This window comes from Prochlorococcus sp. G5PB11 (assembly GCF_059772425.1).
The window spans coordinates 523,918-539,905 of record NZ_CM186287.1 but is presented as its reverse complement, the minus strand read 5'-3'; the positions used below and the strand labels follow the sequence as shown (position 1 = coordinate 539,905).

The following is a 15,988-nucleotide window of genomic DNA, read 5'->3' as shown; positions in this document are numbered from 1 at the left end:
CCTCAAATTTTTAGCTTTTGTAAATGTGCAAGTAGAAAATGTTTCATTCAATTCCACTCAAAGCAATACATTTGGACTTCTGGGAATAAATAAGATATCTGCCAAGATTATTGATCTTCTCCATGTCCTTCTAATTTTTGACATTAACAAGTTATCAATATACCTCCATAATTAAAATTTAAAACTAGTGATTCTGTTCTTTATGAAAAGTATCAAATAGGAAAAATTCTCACATTTATTGTCGGTTCACGAGATCTAGGCGCACCGACCCTCTTCCAGATCTAAATGTGGATTCTAGCTAAACCCTCTGGATTCATTGAGAGGAAGTGACCAACATAGTTAGCAAATATCGGACAACAATCAAAAAGCCTTCCTTTTTTTAAGATCAAATAAATTAACAGCAATAAAAAAACTCTTTTGAAAAGGCATTAATGCTGATAGCTTCAAATGAGAGTATTGGTTTTTAATAGACAAAAGCAGACAATTCAGGGAGATGAAAAAGCTCTTTTCGTTTGTTCTTGGTCTTCTATTATTTTTCAGTCCTTTAACAGTAAAAGCAGAAGAGGTTGAAATAATGCCTCAAGATGAAATAGCTGAGGCACCTGCCCTTGAGCCAATGACGGAAAAGCAACTAAACGATTTATTTGGAGAGGAAATGTATGTAGGAGAAACTGACTGGCGTGGTAACAAGGTTTCAACTAAAAGTGATTACAATAAGAAAATGAAAAAAAGATAGCCCCCCTTCCTGAATCCAACATCAAGATTAGATAAGTCTTTTGGAGTATGTCCCAATTGATGTCTTAATACGGAAGCATCATCAATCATGGTCCGAGAACGGTAGTCGAAATTATGTCCTCTCTTCGCGAATTCATTAAAAGTTCAATATGTTTCACTTTTTTTGAGAAATCTAAGGGGCCAATTGTTCAATCTCTTTCCTTCAAAATCATTCTCACACAGTTTTTAGTTAATCCTCTTTAAAAAGAGTGTTTTCTTTTGCCTAGTCTTCAAGTCATAGACCATCTCCTAAAAGTAGTAGGAGAAACACCCCAGAATCTTTCGCTTTGTACTACATCACAGCCATCTCACAACTGATTAGATTCTATAAATATACAGACTTGGTAAATGTTTAGTTCTTATCACACAATTATGTTCGCAGTTTTATTAATAGGTGGGGCTAGTGTTATCTTTCAAGCTTCCTCAATAGATAATTCTTCAGCAAATAGTCCAATTCCAGTTAAGCCTAGTGAATCAAAATTCGACTTAAACACCTATTAAACAAAATCTGAGAATCTGTCATGCCAAGCCAAGTAATTGTGATTTGCATAGCAGGTATGCTTGCACTTGGAGGTATATGGGTTTTAATCTCTGGTTTTGATGATGACGATAATGATGGGGATGGGATGACTTTTACTGAGTTCCAAAGTGTAGGGTCCTAATCAAGAATCTAACTTGCTAGTTTTCGAGTCAAGAAAAACACCTCATACTTTCGTCCCGATCAATCTGAGGAAGATTACTTTGCATGTCTATTTTAATGTCAATTTTCAGGGTTGCCCAAAAAGTAACCATAAATAATTCAGAACTTTTGGAAGTAAAGGGATTTAACGGAATTAAAATTGGTTAAAAAGGATACTTCCCTTACTTGAGATATATTGACAAAATGAACTTATGGATCACCCTTTATTTTTAAAAGTCAGACCGGGTGACGCTGTTCCATATGAAGCGGATCAAAAAGGAAAAGTTCTAACATTTATAAGTGGTCCAAGAGATCAAGATGCACTCACACTCTTTCAAATCGTAAATTTAGATTCTGGAGAAATCCGCTGGGTTCATAGTGAGAAAGTTAGCGAGATAGTTTGTAAATATCGGACATCAATTAAAAAGCCTTCTACTTTTTATGAAAAATTTAGCAGCTACAACAACAGCAACAATGAAGCATTTTAAAAATCTATTCCCTATTATCGCTGCTATTGGAGTTTTCTTCTTGGCTAGTAATTCGATAATCTGGAAACAAATGAATCAAAAGCCGTCAGTCGAAAACCATATCAAACCTATCCCTGTAAGGGAATTTAAATAATAGATCTAAGAATTGATTTTTCAGTTACTTTTCTCTTTTCGCTGGAGTTAAAGCTTTGAACTCTTCTTGGCGCTCTTGCTTACCCTCATCTAGTACTTTTACTTGAGATTGATAATTCTTCCCCAACCTTTTGAGAGAATCCTTGATACTTTCAAGTTCTTCCTCTCTTTGGTTTGGCTTGATTTCTTATAACTGACTATTAGAGACAAGGTAAACTATTCTCATAGGACAGAAGAAATAATCGAATACTGCTTCATGTAAAGTGTAATTCATTACAGTCATCCTGAAAGATATATCTATTTTGGCTCGACGTTTTTAATTAAACAACATTGTAAACTAAAATTATATACGATCTCTATTATCAAGATCGTTTGCTACTACTTTCTAGTCTGGTATCTAAATTATATTAAATATTCCTCTAGATTCTTTCACTTATCAGTCTCACATAGAATTATCTTAACGGCAAAGTGCTGTTTATTTAGTTTGAATTTAAACCTTTTTCAAGCTTACACAAACTAAAATTAATTTTACGACTATCCAAAGTGGAAGAATGTTCCCGAATAATTCATAGGACAACCACTTTTTATAGTTCGCGAAAAAAGTATACCTACTAACTAGTAAAAAAAGGACTCTAGCTGTTCAACTTCTTAGAGATAAATACCCGTTAAGGATTAACAGTAGATTCGTTAAAAATTAATGTAATAATTTTCGTTGAATTTTTTTCCTTTAAGCCTTTTTAGATAGTTCGCCCTTCGTGCTAATAGTTAGAGATACTTCGGCTTCAGAAATTGACCTTTAGATTATCCAAAAATGTCTATTATTGCAGGCATACTTGCTAATGCACTTTTGTTATCATCGTTGCTGTTAGTGGTAGGTGTTCCGGTTTTTTACATGACTCAAGATAGTCCGGAGGAGAATAGAAACGCAAATATAAGAAAAATAGAAGCTCTAGGTGGCGTTTTGTTTGTTTTGGTTTTATTGAATGGATTAGTAGGCGGCATTGCACAAGGTTTTTCTGGTTAAGCTAAAAATCAATTCATACATCATTATTTGGAATATCACGGTTTTTATTTATGACAATTAAGTTGATAAAGAGTATTTATTAAAATCAAGTCATGAAACGATTGACTAAAGCCAGTATGTTTTTGATCGTATTTAGTGTCGCTACAACTTTGCCTTACCAATTTCATTACATAGCACTACTTAAATAAATACAGTTAAAGTTTTCACCACAACACCCTATTACATATAACACTTTGGTTACAACCTTCATCTACAGAAATAGCTACAACCTACTGTAAATAGAACCCATTGAAAGTTTGAAGACTTAGAATTAGTAATTTAGCGATAGCTTTTTACAAGTCCTTTAGAAGATTAAGTTTTACTTTTTAAAATGTTTTATTAGAGTTTCTAGTTCTTTGATTCTTTCTTCAGCTGCTTTGATTTTTTCTTGTTTTGTCATGGTTACCCCCTCATCATGTAAATGAGAAAAATCGAAAAAATTAATAACTTTGCTGTTAGGCCAAAGGCAATAACTTTCCCAAATCTATTGGTGTTTACTGAAGTATTTGTTGAAATCATTTAATTCTTAGATAGTAGTCATGTAGGCAAGGAAGCCAACTGGAACAAAGAGCAAGGTAGCAATAGTAAAACGTACAAACTTTCCCGTTCCTGAGTCTCTTGAATAATCAGTGAAGTGTTTTTTGTTATTCCACTCGGACCAATTCTTTGGGCTCTTATTTGATGATGTCATTTTTAATCAAGTAAATACGAAATTACTAACTTCACAAGCACTAGCTACTAAAAGCAGTGCAGGGAGATTCCATAGAACAATTAGTTTTGCAGCAATAGATTTGTTTACTGCAAGCATTACTGAAAATCAAATACTTAGTAATTATTAAAAGTATAGATAGATTTCCTCAATTCCTTTAGGACGGTTGAAGTAGGGCTAACCAGTTCGGGCTATTTATACTGATTAGAGTCATCAACAAATCTAATCATTTAATAAATATCTCTTGGATTAGTTGTTGTCGTTGGTGTTTAAGCCTTAAAGGTGTTGAGTATTAGAAGAAGCCGTACCTGACCGTAACTAGTTAGCCCTACCTATACCGACCAATTTTGTTGAAGGCTTTAAATATACTCTTATTTAACTTTTGGTCATTAAGTTAGAGAAAGTATTTGTACTAATTAGTCCCTTCCTTTTTCGCCATAACTCTTTTCACCAAATCTCTCGCGTTTTTTTAAACAACCAATGCCAAAATTTTCTGATGAATTCTACGAAGCCATACTAGAAGCTTCAGGTAAAGGCGAACTTTGGGGAATCGAAAATACTGATTTAACCCCTTTAGAGATACATTTGATCTTTTCTCATAGCTCCAACTAGTGATTCAATCAACTCAGAGGTCTAATTTTTGATGAATTAGCTAAAGAATGTATTACTGACGAACAAAAAGTCGATTTCTTTGACAGATATCAAGCTGCTTTTTTCCCTGACATAGCAGTTGGAAATTTATTTTTAAATAAAGATGTCCCGAAGGATATTGATGATGCCTTTCACATATATGCAAATATGAAAAGAATGTCTGAAAGCGAATTGGACAAACTATTAAATTGACTTGGGAAAGTTATCCGAAAAATTTTAAAATATTTCTTTTCGACTTTTGTTTTTTGGCTCTAATTGAGTGAACCTTGTGCCCTTTTCATTTGAAATTTTTTTGTGATTATTCCGACCTTCGTAACCTCTACGTACGAAGTTATCCTATCTAATTTATGTGGTAGCAATTCGGTTGGTGGAATTGAAGTTTTTAATTTGTTTCTCACTTTCTTTTCTAGAGAAACTAGCTACTAGTCAAATACAAAGTAAATAAACATTTGCATTGCGATGAAAGGGTTCTTTTCTACAGTAATTGATTATTAAATAACAGGTTGGATCATTCATTAACGTAAAGTATTAAGTTTAAATCTAAGAAGATTGCCTCCTCTTTGTAATTGCGTAAATTCTTTTTTTGCTTTAGAGCCTTAGGTGAGCTCTTTAGAATCCTTATATAATTAAATTCTTCTAAGATAGTTTTTCTAGTCTGTCTTTTTTATGAGACTTAGTAATCAATCAACGATTAATCTCATTTTTACTTGTCTTTGCTTTATGCAAAATTAACTAATGGATGAAAAGTAGCTTAGATTTGTAATTTTCATAATTGAGTAATTTCTTCCATTCGCAAAAAACGGTATCAACCGCTACAATTTGAATACGTTCGATTTCCTTAGGGAAATGCATGTTTGGGCAACATGGAACGGGGTTGCCTCTGCTGAGAAACGTGATGAATCACCTTCCTTTAATCAGAAAAAGCATCTGTAAGAAAAACTCACTCCACAAAGCTGAGTTGTTTTTATCTTCCAGGCCAAGTCACTCAAGTCCAAAGGAATTAAATGTTCGATACCTCAGGCAAAAGTCCAAAAGAAAAGCAATACATCAGTCCGAATTGAATCTTGCTTCCAAAGGGACCTCAAGTTCTTCGCAGCTAAACATCCACTTGGCAAAAAAGCGGGAGCACGAGAAAAGGCTTCATTTGGCTCAACTTATTTCAATGAATAGGTGATTTTGGCTAAATAGTCACCTAATAAATACAATCTAAATTTTCTTTTGAATTTAAAAGAACATTTAGATTGTATTTAACTGATAATCTTTTAAATTTTTAGATGGGTTTTTTGATACCAAATCTTTTCTCAATATTAAGTGTTAAGGCTTTGAGATCATTTAGCTATAAGTCTTAAGCCTTTCACTAGTATCATTTGTAATAAAAATCGAACTGGGGTTAATTGTTTCCTAGCTTATGAAACATATGGATCAATTAAATATGAAATCGATGATATTAAAAACCTATAAAGCTTTTTTTCGAAAGTCTTTCGATTGATCGGATAATATTAAACGTTATTTCTTGTACTACTAGAAAGACATTTCCCTCTTGAAAAGTTGTCTGATTTGGCTATTTCGATGAACTAAATAGCCTTTTTTTAAGGCTAGGCTTCAAAATATACAAAGTTGGAAACCTTTCGAGCATTCATCCCTCGGGTAAAGATTTTGGTTGTTAACCTATACGCTGTTTTTCTTGTATGAGCATGACTTTTCTTGGAAGAGCTTCAATGTTGGCTTTCGTTTTTATCGCAAGCAGCTATTTAGTAACTGGGCAAATTATTCCTGGTGTTGCATGAATTTAGAAAAGCACCATGCCAAGCTTTTAAAACTTCAAGCTAAAGCAGAGGCCTGTATTTCAAGAAAAGAGGCACAAAAAATTTTAAAAAAATCTGCTAAGACTATTCACAAAATTTCTAGGCCTTAGCATAATTCTCCCTAGCATAATCAGACTTTATGTATGAAGACAATCAACATTTTTCAATTCAATCGACAATTTAAATACTTTGGATCCTTTTATTTTTGTATCTAATGCACAGGCATGGATTATCAAGTGTCACAATTTTCGCTACAAAGAATCACTGTCGTGCTCGAAGGGATGTTATTAGATTAAAGAAATGCTAAAAAAGTTATAGAGGAAAGAGTTTCTTCGCTTACAACAACTCACCAGTAAGTCTGATAACAATAAGGACTCTTCTTATTGTCATCACAACAATGACAAGAAAAATTTTTTATGGTGTTTATTTCTAAAGTAATTCAAAAAAAAATCTCAAGCATTATTAGTAGTTTTAATGTCCCAAAGATTACACCTCATATGATTAATCAATTAGGAGTTGAGAAAGAGGCATTGACTACCAATTTGAGTTCATAAATACACTTCTTGAGTAAAAAATTATCATTATGGTCTTTTAGATTCTGCTAGATTTAAAAAATGGGACTTTATTATAATCTCACGTCAACGTCCACATCAATTGCAATGATAGGAGCTCTCTTATCATTTGCAGGTGTAGGTTTATTGATTTTGATTTTCAGTGAAGGAATGTTTCATGGACTCAGTAAATTAATTTATTTTTTTGGTAATCAGATATTGATCTCTCGAAGATTATTTTTAAAAAAAAATATAGAAGAACATAAAGCCTCAAATAATCAACTTTATATTAATAAAACAGAAATGATAGAAAAAGAAGTCTCCCTAACCGAACAAAAAGAGTTGCTAGAAAAAATCCTGAAAATGAAAGTTTAACTAAACTATTTTATTACATAAAATATATCTTGATTTTAAGTATTTATAGCTTTGTTTATTGATGCATTGAGTCTTTAAAAGTAGTCAAATTGTATGCATTCTCTAAATTTCTCTTTATCATCTATACTTGAATCATATAAACAAACTTTTGCTTCCTTTTTACAAAATAAGTTGATCTATAAGTAAAAAAGGTCAGAAATAAAAGCAAAGTTGATAAGCAATAAAAAATCGCTAAAGACATAGGAATAGATTTCGATATAATAATTTACTTATAATTTACAATAGTTAAACAATTTTAAAAAGATGGAAGAATTAAGGTCAATGTAAATAAAAGATGCTTTTTGAGATTAAAAAAATTTTTAAAAAACTCTTTTTATACCTAATTTCAATTAAAAAGATATTGGACCTGATATGTAAAACTCAACTAAATATGAGGGCTATAGTTTAAATTATATGAATATAATAAATTGCTTTAACGAGCTATTCGTGTTTAATAGGAAATAAATGCTTTTTGTATGATTGCTATATATGTAATATCAATCACTAGATAAGTAATTATGGGATCAAGAGATTGTTATAATTCTATACTTCTTAGATTATTTATGAAAAAGAGAAATGTAAATAAAGTTCAAAATAACTAATTATAAATTACATCAATATAAAGTTATAAGAACAAAGGACTAACTTAAACAGAAAGTCTTTTTATATATAATAGATATTTTAAAAAATTAAATATTTCCATTAATAGCCATTGCCGCATTCTTCATATTAGGAATTGGATTTTTTGCTTTTGGTAAAGATGATTTTGGTATTACTAGATTAAAAGAGGATCAAAGTAATACTTCTATAAAAAAAAAACAGAAATATCAACTTCAAATCAATTAGCAGAAAAATAGTCTATTTATAATAGACGGGTAAAATGAATAAATCTCAACTTGCATATTTTTCAGGAGTCAACTTTGTCTCTGTAGGTTTAATCCCAACAGCAAGAAGCATTTTTTCTGTTGAGTTGTTCAACGATGCACCTATTTTCTTCTTGGCAGGAGGGATATGGTTACTATTGATAATTGTTTTCTTGTATTCCTCGAAGGAGTCCCAACGACAATTTCCAACAGGAGGAAAGAGTTGAATTTTTTATTTGAGTTTATCGAGGGACCCAATGAAAATAATAAGACTAGTTTCTCTTATGAAGAAGTTGCTATCAGATCGATTTCGACTGAATCCTCTCTATTGCTCTAGATGTGATGTGTAGTGTAATAAGCAGAAAATGAGGCATGATGTGTATACATAAAATATAAAATCAATGTCTTTAACACAAAAATTATGGGAAAGCAATTATGATCTTGCATTACTAAGCCTTAATACTAAATTCGTACAGGGGATAAAAAATGGAGATCTTCCTAAAACAAAATTTCAAGAATATTTAGCTCAAGATTATTTTTTTTTAGAAAGTTTCGCTCGTGCATATGGGTTAGCAGTTTCTAAGTCAAGAAATAAAAAAAATATCAAAACTTTGAGCGTACTTTTATCAGGAGTATCAGATGAGTTGATTCTGCATGAAACATATGCCAAGGAATGGGATATAGATTTGACTACTAATCTAATAGAACATGCCACCAAAAAATATACTGATTTTTTAGAAGAAGTCTCCTTAAACTTAAGTTTAATTGAAATAATGAGCGCAATGACACCATGTATGCGGCTATATTCTTGGCTTGGAAAAAATTTATTAAATATGATTTCAGGCAATCCTTATAAAGAATGGATCTTAACTTACTCTGATAAAAGTTTTGACTATCTTGCAAAATCACTAGAATATCTAATAGATGAATATAATGATGATTATGATATTCACCAAGTTAATTTTCTATATAAAAGAGCTATGGAATTGGAACTAGAATTTTTCAATGCCTATTCTTCTTTCTCTTAAATTTTCACAGATTTATCTTTTAAGGAGTAATTATGTATTCTAAAATCGTTCTTTCCATCGGTGGTAGTGATTCTAGTGGTGGTGCAGGAATTCAGGCAGATCTAAGGACTTTTATGTCTATTAAAGTCCATGGCTGCACAGTCATTACATGTATTACAGCACAAAATAGTATGGGAGTAACTGGTGTAGAAGCTGTTGAGAGTAATATATTAATCAATCAGATTGATGCTTTGTTCTCAGATTTCGATATACAGTCTTTGAAAACTGGAATGTTATTAAACGAGAGAATAATTATAAATACTGGGAAAAAACTGCAGGAATACTCTATACCTAAAATTATTGATCCCGTGATGGTTTCAAGGACTGGTGCGAAATTAATCGAAGATAGTGCAATTAATGCTTATAAGAAGTTCCTTTTTCCCGTAGCAGAAATAGTAACTCCAAATATTTATGAAGCTAATTTACTTTCAGATGTACAAATTAAAAATGAAGAAGATATAGAAAAATCAGCTCAAGAAATTTTAAAAATGGGTCCTAAAGCTGTATTAATAAAAGGAGGAGGACTAAATTCCTTGAAAGGTAAAGATTTTTACATTGATAAAGATGGCAATAGAGATTGGTTAATCAATAAAGTTATTAATACCTCAAATACACATGGTAGTGGATGTACACTTAGTGCTGCTATTTGTAGTTATGTTGCTTTAGGATTTAACCTAATTGAGTCAATAAAAAATGCTAAATATTTTATTGAAAAATCTTTAGAAAAATCCTACAAGATAGGATCTGGTCCTGGACCTCTTGGGCATTATCAGTAAAAGATAGATTGACATTTAACTTATTTCCTTATGTTAATGACAGAATAATATTGAGGACTAAAAAATCAATTAATCAATTAATCAATTAACAAAACAATTCATATAAAAAGATTTAATTTAAAATTGTCATTAGAGAAACAGTCATATCTTCTAATGTTTTTTTAAAGGGGGTTGGCTCCCAATCAAAAATTGAAATGGTTTCGGATATATCTGCTCCATATCGACCCCTTTTTATCATAGTGGAAGTGTTTCTCATATCTCTATTGAAAATTCCAAGAGTGTTTATTAATTGAGTAGGAACCAAGCTCTTTGGAGATTTATTAAATCCAAGTTCTCTTAAAATTTCTGAAATTTCTAGAAACTGAATACTTTTTTGAGACGTTGCAATTATCCTTTTATGATCACTATGGTGATTCGTTAATGCTTGAACATGTAATTTCGCGACATCTCTAACATCCACCACAGTAAAATAAATATTTGGCAAAGCAGGGAATTTACCAGTAATCATTTTTGTAATTAAACTTGCTGATATACCCTCTATATCATTGCTAAGTAAGGGTCCAAAAACCATTCCAGGATGAATAGTAGTCATTGAAAACGAATCGTCTCCATGGCTGTCAACAAAATCCCAAGCTGCTTTTTCTGCGATGGTTTTGCTTTTTATATAAGCCCCTATGTTCTTTGATGTATCAGTCCAATCATTAGGGTTGCAGTAGCTCTTGTTATGTCCGTAAGCTATTGCACCTATTGAAGAAGTTAGCACTACCTTTTTAACTTTTGATTTATACGCAGCTTTTAAGGCCCTTAGTGTTCCCTCCAATGCAGGAGTAATTAAATCATTTTCATTCTTTGGCTCTTCGACAATGCACGGAGAAGCGATATGAAAAAGATAATCACAATCTGAGGCCGCCTCGTCCCAGCCTTCATCATTAAGTAAATTTAACTTACAAAATTCAAGATTGTTATTGCTAATTTTTGTTCCTAGGGATTTTCTTACTTCATCCCCACGATTACGATCTCTTAGAGATCCTTTTACTTCATATCCATTATTTAATAATTCTAAGATGCAGTGCAGAGCAATATAGCCTGAAGCACCAGTTACTAAAACTTTCCCTTTATTAAGAGTCATTTGATAATTTTATCAAAAATATACAGATTTTTTATTCTTGGCAGCTTAAGTTCTTTGGGGCATTACATCTTTTCTTGAGCTGATCTTTAATCCTGAAAACCGTCTTTCGCAATATTTTTAGCCTCATCTACCTTTGCCAGTACAAGCTCTCTTCCCCGCTGGTTATGTTCATTTTCGAGGCTTGTCTAACTATCACCCTTTTTATGATGAGGAGTAATCATAATACTCCATCTTTTTTTTTTTTTTGATGTTTCTTCAGCATTGGATGTGCTTAAAGTACATTGTCTTATATCTGTATGATTAAATCTGGAGATGTCTACTTCTCAATGCTCTTTAAAATCATCATTATGGACATATAAACTTTACTGATAAGTGTCGGAGGTTTTGGTTCTGTTGTTTTTCTTACTTTTAACGACATCTAAGACGTAACTAAAAAAATGTATGGAATGTTCTATTTTGCTGGCAAAAATGATAAGTAAGGTGTTGTAACTTATACCCTTAAGCATCGTTATGCAAAGGCTTCTCATGCAGCTGATATTCCATTGACTAACATCTATCGCTGCTTTGAGTTATACCAAAGAAGTGCATCATCAAACTTATGTAAGTCCATCCCATGCGATATAACCTATCTATATGCCAAGCGAAATGCGAGGGGCAACTAAATATGAAAAAGAAACTCAACTCGCTCAAATATTTTGCTCCTCTAGTTCAGCTGGCCCTATGCCCTGTAACTATTTTGTTTTTATGGACTGTGCTTACGGGCCCTGAGGTGATTCCTGAAGTCAATGAAGAATCAGTTCGTGAAGATAGGATGATAAACAAAGTTATGAATAACAATTTTTCAGCTTATGAGTGACATAAGGATGTGTTATAAATAGCGTTAAAAAAAAGTTTAAATTTTCATCTTTAACAAAGGTGTCATCTCCTCTTTAGTTGATCGTGATGCACGTATATTTCGACATGACATTATTACTCACCCATAGATACGCTTTAAACTTATTTAAGTATGGAAAAGGCTGTTTGTAAAAAAATTAATACATGGATTTAGTCAAAGGTTTTTTTATAGCATAAGTTGGATAAGGAGAAATGCTTCCAAGAGATATTTATTGAGCTTGTATAATGGGGCTTTAGATCTGTAAGAAACAAAATGAATGATCAGGGATTTTTAAAGGTAATTTTTGGGATGAGGCAATGGTTTAATTAGTGAGAAATAGAAGAGTAAGAAACTTTGTATTTGACTGTAGCTTTTAATAATTGATATATTATTCTTATGTGCTAGAAATAATAAAACAAGTTTTCTTATTTGATGCAAAGAGCAAGGATGGTTTCCATTCCTTTACTAAAAGGAACCAAAGCAAGTTTGCGTCGAAGAGATTGGGGTATTGAAAGATCACATATAACTCCTGCAGGAAATGAAATATGTACAGCGGCCCCTTTTGAAGGATTAAAAGAGATGCGCCAATTTAAAGTAATGACATCGGTATTGATCGATTTGGGTTATATAAATTGAATACTATAATTATTTTTCTGGTTATTTAAGGAAGAAATTTTAGAATGAATTTTTTTACATCTTAAGGCTTATTATTTTTTCTGGTAATTTATCAGTATACCCAATATTATATAGTAGCAACCGATCTTGGTCGTAGAGGACGCATCAAATTCTTCGGTTTGCAACATTTTAAATTCCAAGTAGTCGAGTCAAAGTAGATATGTCCTTTGAAATAAATGTAATGTATTCATCTTTATTTGACGTAGTATTCACTGATTCTTTCTTCTCTCCTATGAGAACAGTTTATGTCGTCTCTGATAGTCAGCCAGAAGAAATCAAGCCAAACCAAAGATAAGAAGAACTCGAGAATATCGAGACTGCTCGTAAGAGGTTGGAAGAGTGTTATCAAGCTCGAGTCAAGGTTCTTGATATTAGAGAGCATGAGTTACAAGAAGAGATCAAAGCAAAGCTCTTGCTCCTGCTAAGAAAATGTTGCTGCTTAACAAGTCAAATATTGATGTTGTTTAAGCTTTGTTTTTCTAAGTCCTCTTCCTAAATTAAGGGGGCTTATTTCTTTTTCGGGTTAAACGCAGCATCGCCCCATCCCTTGTTGAAGTGGGAGATTACACCCATGTGGTTTCTCTTTACCTACCATTTTATGCCATGCGCATTTCTCAACATTTAGTCTATTTTCTCTAAGACTGTTTATCTAGGAGTTGGATACCAAGAGAACTAAAATCAACAATCATAGTAGTCAAGGTTTGAGCTAATGTAATGATTATTGGAATATATGGGGGAAGTACATCTGCTAAGCGCATCTGGTCTATGGCTAAGTAGTCATTTTATTTTTGATCTTGATATCTAGCATCCATCTCGTTTTGAATATTACCAGTCCATGTATCAGCAGAAATTAAAAAAAAAAACATGTAGAAATAAATTATTTCATTACTCTAGTTAAGAAGAATATAAGAAAAAAGAAAACTCTCTTGTTATGGAGAGTTCACTAAATATAGTTCGAGGATTTTTTCGAAAAAAAAAGGTTCAATATCTCAAATCTTTAGTTATGCAGTATGGGGATAGACTTCCTTTCACTAACTTGGAGAACTAAGGAGAGGATTTTAGCCACTATTCCATACGCTAATTGATTATGCCTACGTATTAAGATATCGAAATAATAATAAAGTATATTCTCTAAAATTACGTCGCTCGATTTAGTGTTTTGATCGCAAAGGTTTTTAATGGTTTGGTTATTGAAATCCCATTAGTTAGTACTTTTATAATTTGTCTCATTTGGGTCTATTCCACTTTCACCGAAGCTATAGGATGGAGATGTATCTTGTTTTTTGATTTTTACACCAGCAATATTCACTTTTGATGCTGCTTTTAATTCATCGCCAGTAAATTTATAACCAAATTCTGAGGCTATTTCTGCAATTTCATTTGCGGTAGCAGCAACTCTTATAGCATTGAGTAAATCTTTATTTTTTTGAAGCTCTGAAAGAAAAGTTTTTAGTTGATCTAAAGTCATATGCTCATTATGACGAAGCCTTTACCCTTAGGAAACTAGAATTGAATGTTTTAACCAATTGGCGATTGTCACACAGACAGAAAAATTCACTAGCATCATTCCAAGAGCTCCCAACATCTTGTAGTTTGGGTTATTGTTTATTAGAGAAAATCCAGATAAAAAACCTCCTTGTGTTTTTGTAGGTTTAAGCTCTATAGATTTTTCTGAATGAGTTACTTCTTCAGAGTTGATTTCAGTCACGCTGTAAAAGAAAATTTTATGTTCGTAAGAGCATAATGAGTTATTCAATTAAATGGCTGATTATTTATACAAACCAGAGTAATGAGTGGATTTCGAAAAGATTGCTAAAATTTATGAAGTAAGTCCTAAACCCTTTTAGCAATTAAAAAACTAAGGTTAGTGCATATTATTACCAGTTTGTGTACGTTATTGGCTAACCCTTTTACACGTGCTTAGTTAGTATTTTTTTGATTTGTCTTGTTCTTCATTGTGTTTCAACTGTCAAAGCTAAAAATTATTGAGCAAATTATTGAAGAGTGGATTTATTGCTATCCAAGCAGAACCCTTTCAGAAGAAAAGATTGAAATCCTAAAAGAACAACATTATCAAAATCTAAGAGATGATATGAGATGCGTTGTAAGTGGGATAGTTTCTGCCCCTGCCTGGATTTGCCGGGAGATTGACTTGGAAGAAGGGGCTAATTGGTTCTTAGTAGTAGCGACTTGCTTGGATTTAATCCACTCCAATAAAGATGGGAAAATAATCACTAAATATACTGATCATTTTCAAAACAATCTTGGCTGATCAATAATTGTCTACTTATTTCAGCTCCTAACTAGCTAATGGCTGATGTTAATAACAAGATTAATTGGTATTCAACTTAACTTTTTAACTTCTATATTCTTCGATAACTTTAAAATATAGTGACTTATGTATTTTGTTGATTTTTTATACATCAAGAGATCATCCTTTTTAGCTATAAATGATTTTTATATTAAACCTAATGTGGTCTAACATTCGTCTTTCTATTTATGGCGTAACGGCACTAGCTGGATTGATTTGGCCTTTTTACTTTATAGCGAAATTTGTCAGTCAAGTACAAAGTGGCTCTGTTGGAAGCTCAGTTATCGAAATAGCTAATACTTTCCTTGATGGAGCTTGGGCAACACCAACATCTGGGTTCGTTTCTGCTGATACAGCAGTTTTATTAATTGCAATATTTGCTTTCTATGCTGCCGAGGGGAAAAGACTGCAAATGAAATTGTGGGCTATTTACTTCCCTCTTACTTTCCTGATCTCATTAGCTTTCTCATTTGGTGCTTTTATGTTTATGAGAGAAAGAACAATCAATAGTGATTAGAAAACTGAAGGTTAAGATTATAATCTTTGTTTTCAATTACTGGTCATCATTCGCTTTATAAGAAAGGGTTTGGCATGTTGATTTGCCAAACGCATGAATCTATAAAAATCTCTTTGTGATCCTCAAGAGCAAACAGACTCTATAGAAGTAGATTTCCCATTTTTTTTGAAACAGCAATATTTAGTAATCGAGTAGTAATTCTCCCTTCTTCGTATTTAAATACATTCCTTGAATTTCCTTGAAATTATCTGACAAAAATGCGTCAGGGTTCTTAATTCTGAAATAAGCCCTCATCCTTCTACCTCTTTGCTTTTTGTACGCCTTTTTTCTGTAATAATTTTTTGTCAACACCATTAAACAATTGGATCGCAACATTTTCCACTTATTTTGTTTTTATTTTAGATGCTTTCATGAGAGAGACTTTTGTGAAGATATTGAATACATCGACATGTAATCGCTATTACTAGCAGGAATGATCTAAGAATTCATGTCAATTAGTTAGGTGACTAA

General features: G+C 32.2%; 21 protein-coding genes. 17 read left to right on the top strand and 4 right to left on the bottom strand.

Going from position 1 to position 15,988, the window contains the following annotated elements:
* The first annotated feature begins 493 nt into the window (after window positions 1-493).
* The 5 genes from AC6EI0_RS03295 to psbZ all read left to right on the top strand — a co-directional run bounded on the left by AC6EI0_RS03295 (window position 494) and on the right by psbZ (window position 3,097).
* Window positions 494-736, top strand: coding sequence for a hypothetical protein (locus AC6EI0_RS03295; protein ID WP_498523052.1), 243 nt, complete (start codon window positions 494-496; stop codon window positions 734-736).
* 386 nt (window positions 737-1,122) lie between these two features.
* Window positions 1,123-1,275 (top strand): hypothetical protein, encoded by a 153-nt coding sequence (locus AC6EI0_RS03290; protein ID WP_498523051.1) that lies wholly within the window; start codon window positions 1,123-1,125, stop codon window positions 1,273-1,275.
* A gap of 20 nt (window positions 1,276-1,295) precedes the next feature.
* Window positions 1,296-1,436: a hypothetical protein gene (locus AC6EI0_RS03285; RefSeq protein ID WP_498523050.1), complete on the top strand. Its 141-nt coding sequence runs from the start codon at window positions 1,296-1,298 to the stop codon at window positions 1,434-1,436.
* A 229-nt stretch (window positions 1,437-1,665) separates the two neighbouring features.
* Complete coding sequence (locus AC6EI0_RS03280; protein ID WP_498523049.1) at window positions 1,666-1,941, top strand: DUF3104 domain-containing protein; 276 nt, start codon at window positions 1,666-1,668, stop codon at window positions 1,939-1,941.
* A 943-nt stretch (window positions 1,942-2,884) separates the two neighbouring features.
* Complete coding sequence (gene psbZ, locus AC6EI0_RS03275) at window positions 2,885-3,097, top strand: photosystem II reaction center protein PsbZ (protein ID WP_498523048.1); 213 nt, start codon at window positions 2,885-2,887, stop codon at window positions 3,095-3,097.
* A gap of 565 nt (window positions 3,098-3,662) precedes the next feature.
* On the opposite strand, the gene AC6EI0_RS03270 is transcribed toward psbZ, so the two are convergent.
* A complete protein-coding gene (locus AC6EI0_RS03270; RefSeq protein WP_498523047.1) occupies window positions 3,663-3,827 on the bottom strand; it encodes a hypothetical protein in 165 nt (54 codons plus the stop codon).
* A gap of 498 nt (window positions 3,828-4,325) precedes the next feature.
* On the opposite strand from AC6EI0_RS03270, the gene AC6EI0_RS03265 reads away from it, so the two are divergent.
* The 7 genes from AC6EI0_RS03265 (at window position 4,326) to thiD (ending at window position 9,972) form a co-directional block, all read left to right on the top strand.
* Window positions 4,326-4,457: a hypothetical protein gene (locus AC6EI0_RS03265; protein WP_498523046.1), complete on the top strand. Its 132-nt coding sequence runs from the start codon at window positions 4,326-4,328 to the stop codon at window positions 4,455-4,457.
* An 889-nt stretch (window positions 4,458-5,346) separates the two neighbouring features.
* Window positions 5,347-5,670, top strand: a complete 324-nt coding sequence (locus AC6EI0_RS03260) for a hypothetical protein (protein WP_498523045.1) — start codon at window positions 5,347-5,349, stop codon at window positions 5,668-5,670.
* A gap of 609 nt (window positions 5,671-6,279) precedes the next feature.
* Window positions 6,280-6,411, top strand: coding sequence for a hypothetical protein (locus tag AC6EI0_RS03255; RefSeq protein ID WP_498523044.1), 132 nt, complete (start codon window positions 6,280-6,282; stop codon window positions 6,409-6,411).
* 504 nt (window positions 6,412-6,915) lie between these two features.
* Complete coding sequence (locus AC6EI0_RS03250) at window positions 6,916-7,227, top strand: hypothetical protein (protein ID WP_498523043.1); 312 nt, start codon at window positions 6,916-6,918, stop codon at window positions 7,225-7,227.
* Between the two features lie 919 nt (window positions 7,228-8,146).
* Entirely contained in the window at window positions 8,147-8,356 is a 210-nt protein-coding gene (locus tag AC6EI0_RS03245; RefSeq protein WP_498523042.1) for a hypothetical protein, read from the top strand.
* Window positions 8,357-8,530: 174 nt separating this feature from the next.
* A complete protein-coding gene (locus tag AC6EI0_RS03240) occupies window positions 8,531-9,157 on the top strand; it encodes a TenA family protein (RefSeq protein WP_498523041.1) in 627 nt (208 codons plus the stop codon).
* 32 nt (window positions 9,158-9,189) lie between these two features.
* Window positions 9,190-9,972 (top strand): bifunctional hydroxymethylpyrimidine kinase/phosphomethylpyrimidine kinase, encoded by a 783-nt coding sequence (gene thiD, locus AC6EI0_RS03235; protein WP_498523040.1) that lies wholly within the window; start codon window positions 9,190-9,192, stop codon window positions 9,970-9,972.
* A 112-nt stretch (window positions 9,973-10,084) separates the two neighbouring features.
* Here thiD and AC6EI0_RS03230 read toward each other — a convergent pair whose 3' ends face one another.
* The gene (locus AC6EI0_RS03230) at window positions 10,085-11,101 is read right to left on the bottom strand and encodes an SDR family oxidoreductase (protein ID WP_498523039.1); all 1,017 of its coding nucleotides are present in this window, start codon (window positions 11,099-11,101) and stop codon (window positions 10,085-10,087) included.
* Between the two features lie 664 nt (window positions 11,102-11,765).
* On the opposite strand from AC6EI0_RS03230, the gene AC6EI0_RS03225 reads away from it, so the two are divergent.
* From AC6EI0_RS03225 to AC6EI0_RS03215, 3 genes are all read left to right on the top strand, one after another.
* Window positions 11,766-11,957, top strand: coding sequence for a hypothetical protein (locus AC6EI0_RS03225; protein WP_498523038.1), 192 nt, complete (start codon window positions 11,766-11,768; stop codon window positions 11,955-11,957).
* A 450-nt stretch (window positions 11,958-12,407) separates the two neighbouring features.
* Window positions 12,408-12,611, top strand: a complete 204-nt coding sequence (locus AC6EI0_RS03220; RefSeq protein WP_498523037.1) for a hypothetical protein — start codon at window positions 12,408-12,410, stop codon at window positions 12,609-12,611.
* Window positions 12,612-12,810: 199 nt separating this feature from the next.
* Entirely contained in the window at window positions 12,811-12,945 is a 135-nt protein-coding gene (locus tag AC6EI0_RS03215) for a hypothetical protein (RefSeq protein WP_498523036.1), read from the top strand.
* Between the two features lie 906 nt (window positions 12,946-13,851).
* On the opposite strand, the gene AC6EI0_RS03210 is transcribed toward AC6EI0_RS03215, so the two are convergent.
* Together AC6EI0_RS03210 and AC6EI0_RS03205 are read right to left on the bottom strand one after the other, a co-directional pair.
* Window positions 13,852-14,118 carry a Nif11-like leader peptide family natural product precursor gene (locus AC6EI0_RS03210; protein WP_498523035.1) on the bottom strand — a complete coding sequence of 89 codons (267 nt, stop codon included), beginning with the start codon at window positions 14,116-14,118 and terminating at the stop codon, window positions 13,852-13,854.
* Between the two features lie 27 nt (window positions 14,119-14,145).
* Window positions 14,146-14,358 (bottom strand): hypothetical protein, encoded by a 213-nt coding sequence (locus AC6EI0_RS03205; protein WP_498523034.1) that lies wholly within the window; start codon window positions 14,356-14,358, stop codon window positions 14,146-14,148.
* 249 nt (window positions 14,359-14,607) lie between these two features.
* On the opposite strand from AC6EI0_RS03205, the gene AC6EI0_RS03200 reads away from it, so the two are divergent.
* The gene (locus tag AC6EI0_RS03200; RefSeq protein ID WP_498523033.1) at window positions 14,608-14,922 is read left to right on the top strand and encodes a hypothetical protein; all 315 of its coding nucleotides are present in this window, start codon (window positions 14,608-14,610) and stop codon (window positions 14,920-14,922) included.
* Between the two features lie 178 nt (window positions 14,923-15,100).
* Complete coding sequence (locus AC6EI0_RS03195) at window positions 15,101-15,478, top strand: DUF2834 domain-containing protein (RefSeq protein WP_498523032.1); 378 nt, start codon at window positions 15,101-15,103, stop codon at window positions 15,476-15,478.
* Window positions 15,479-15,988 lie beyond the last annotated feature (510 nt).

Coding starts and splice junctions, on each gene's coding strand:
- AC6EI0_RS03265 (WP_498523046.1), top strand. CDS start 4,326: ATGCCAAAATTTTCTGATGAATTCTACGAAGCCATACTAGAAGCTTCA.
- AC6EI0_RS03195 (WP_498523032.1), top strand. CDS start 15,101: ATGATTTTTATATTAAACCTAATGTGGTCTAACATTCGTCTTTCTATT.
- AC6EI0_RS03290 (WP_498523051.1), top strand. CDS start 1,123: ATGTTTAGTTCTTATCACACAATTATGTTCGCAGTTTTATTAATAGGT.
- AC6EI0_RS03260 (WP_498523045.1), top strand. CDS start 5,347: ATGTTTGGGCAACATGGAACGGGGTTGCCTCTGCTGAGAAACGTGATG.
- AC6EI0_RS03255 (WP_498523044.1), top strand. CDS start 6,280: ATGAATTTAGAAAAGCACCATGCCAAGCTTTTAAAACTTCAAGCTAAA.
- AC6EI0_RS03270 (WP_498523047.1), bottom strand. CDS start 3,827: ATGACATCATCAAATAAGAGCCCAAAGAATTGGTCCGAGTGGAATAAC.
- thiD (WP_498523040.1), top strand. CDS start 9,190: ATGTATTCTAAAATCGTTCTTTCCATCGGTGGTAGTGATTCTAGTGGT.
- AC6EI0_RS03280 (WP_498523049.1), top strand. CDS start 1,666: ATGGATCACCCTTTATTTTTAAAAGTCAGACCGGGTGACGCTGTTCCA.
- AC6EI0_RS03295 (WP_498523052.1), top strand. CDS start 494: ATGAAAAAGCTCTTTTCGTTTGTTCTTGGTCTTCTATTATTTTTCAGT.
- AC6EI0_RS03230 (WP_498523039.1), bottom strand. CDS start 11,101: ATGACTCTTAATAAAGGGAAAGTTTTAGTAACTGGTGCTTCAGGCTAT.
- AC6EI0_RS03250 (WP_498523043.1), top strand. CDS start 6,916: ATGGGACTTTATTATAATCTCACGTCAACGTCCACATCAATTGCAATG.
- AC6EI0_RS03215 (WP_498523036.1), top strand. CDS start 12,811: ATGTCCTTTGAAATAAATGTAATGTATTCATCTTTATTTGACGTAGTA.
- AC6EI0_RS03210 (WP_498523035.1), bottom strand. CDS start 14,118: ATGACTTTAGATCAACTAAAAACTTTTCTTTCAGAGCTTCAAAAAAAT.
- AC6EI0_RS03240 (WP_498523041.1), top strand. CDS start 8,531: ATGTCTTTAACACAAAAATTATGGGAAAGCAATTATGATCTTGCATTA.
- AC6EI0_RS03225 (WP_498523038.1), top strand. CDS start 11,766: ATGAAAAAGAAACTCAACTCGCTCAAATATTTTGCTCCTCTAGTTCAG.
- AC6EI0_RS03220 (WP_498523037.1), top strand. CDS start 12,408: ATGCAAAGAGCAAGGATGGTTTCCATTCCTTTACTAAAAGGAACCAAA.
- psbZ (WP_498523048.1), top strand. CDS start 2,885: ATGTCTATTATTGCAGGCATACTTGCTAATGCACTTTTGTTATCATCG.
- AC6EI0_RS03245 (WP_498523042.1), top strand. CDS start 8,147: ATGAATAAATCTCAACTTGCATATTTTTCAGGAGTCAACTTTGTCTCT.
- AC6EI0_RS03285 (WP_498523050.1), top strand. CDS start 1,296: ATGCCAAGCCAAGTAATTGTGATTTGCATAGCAGGTATGCTTGCACTT.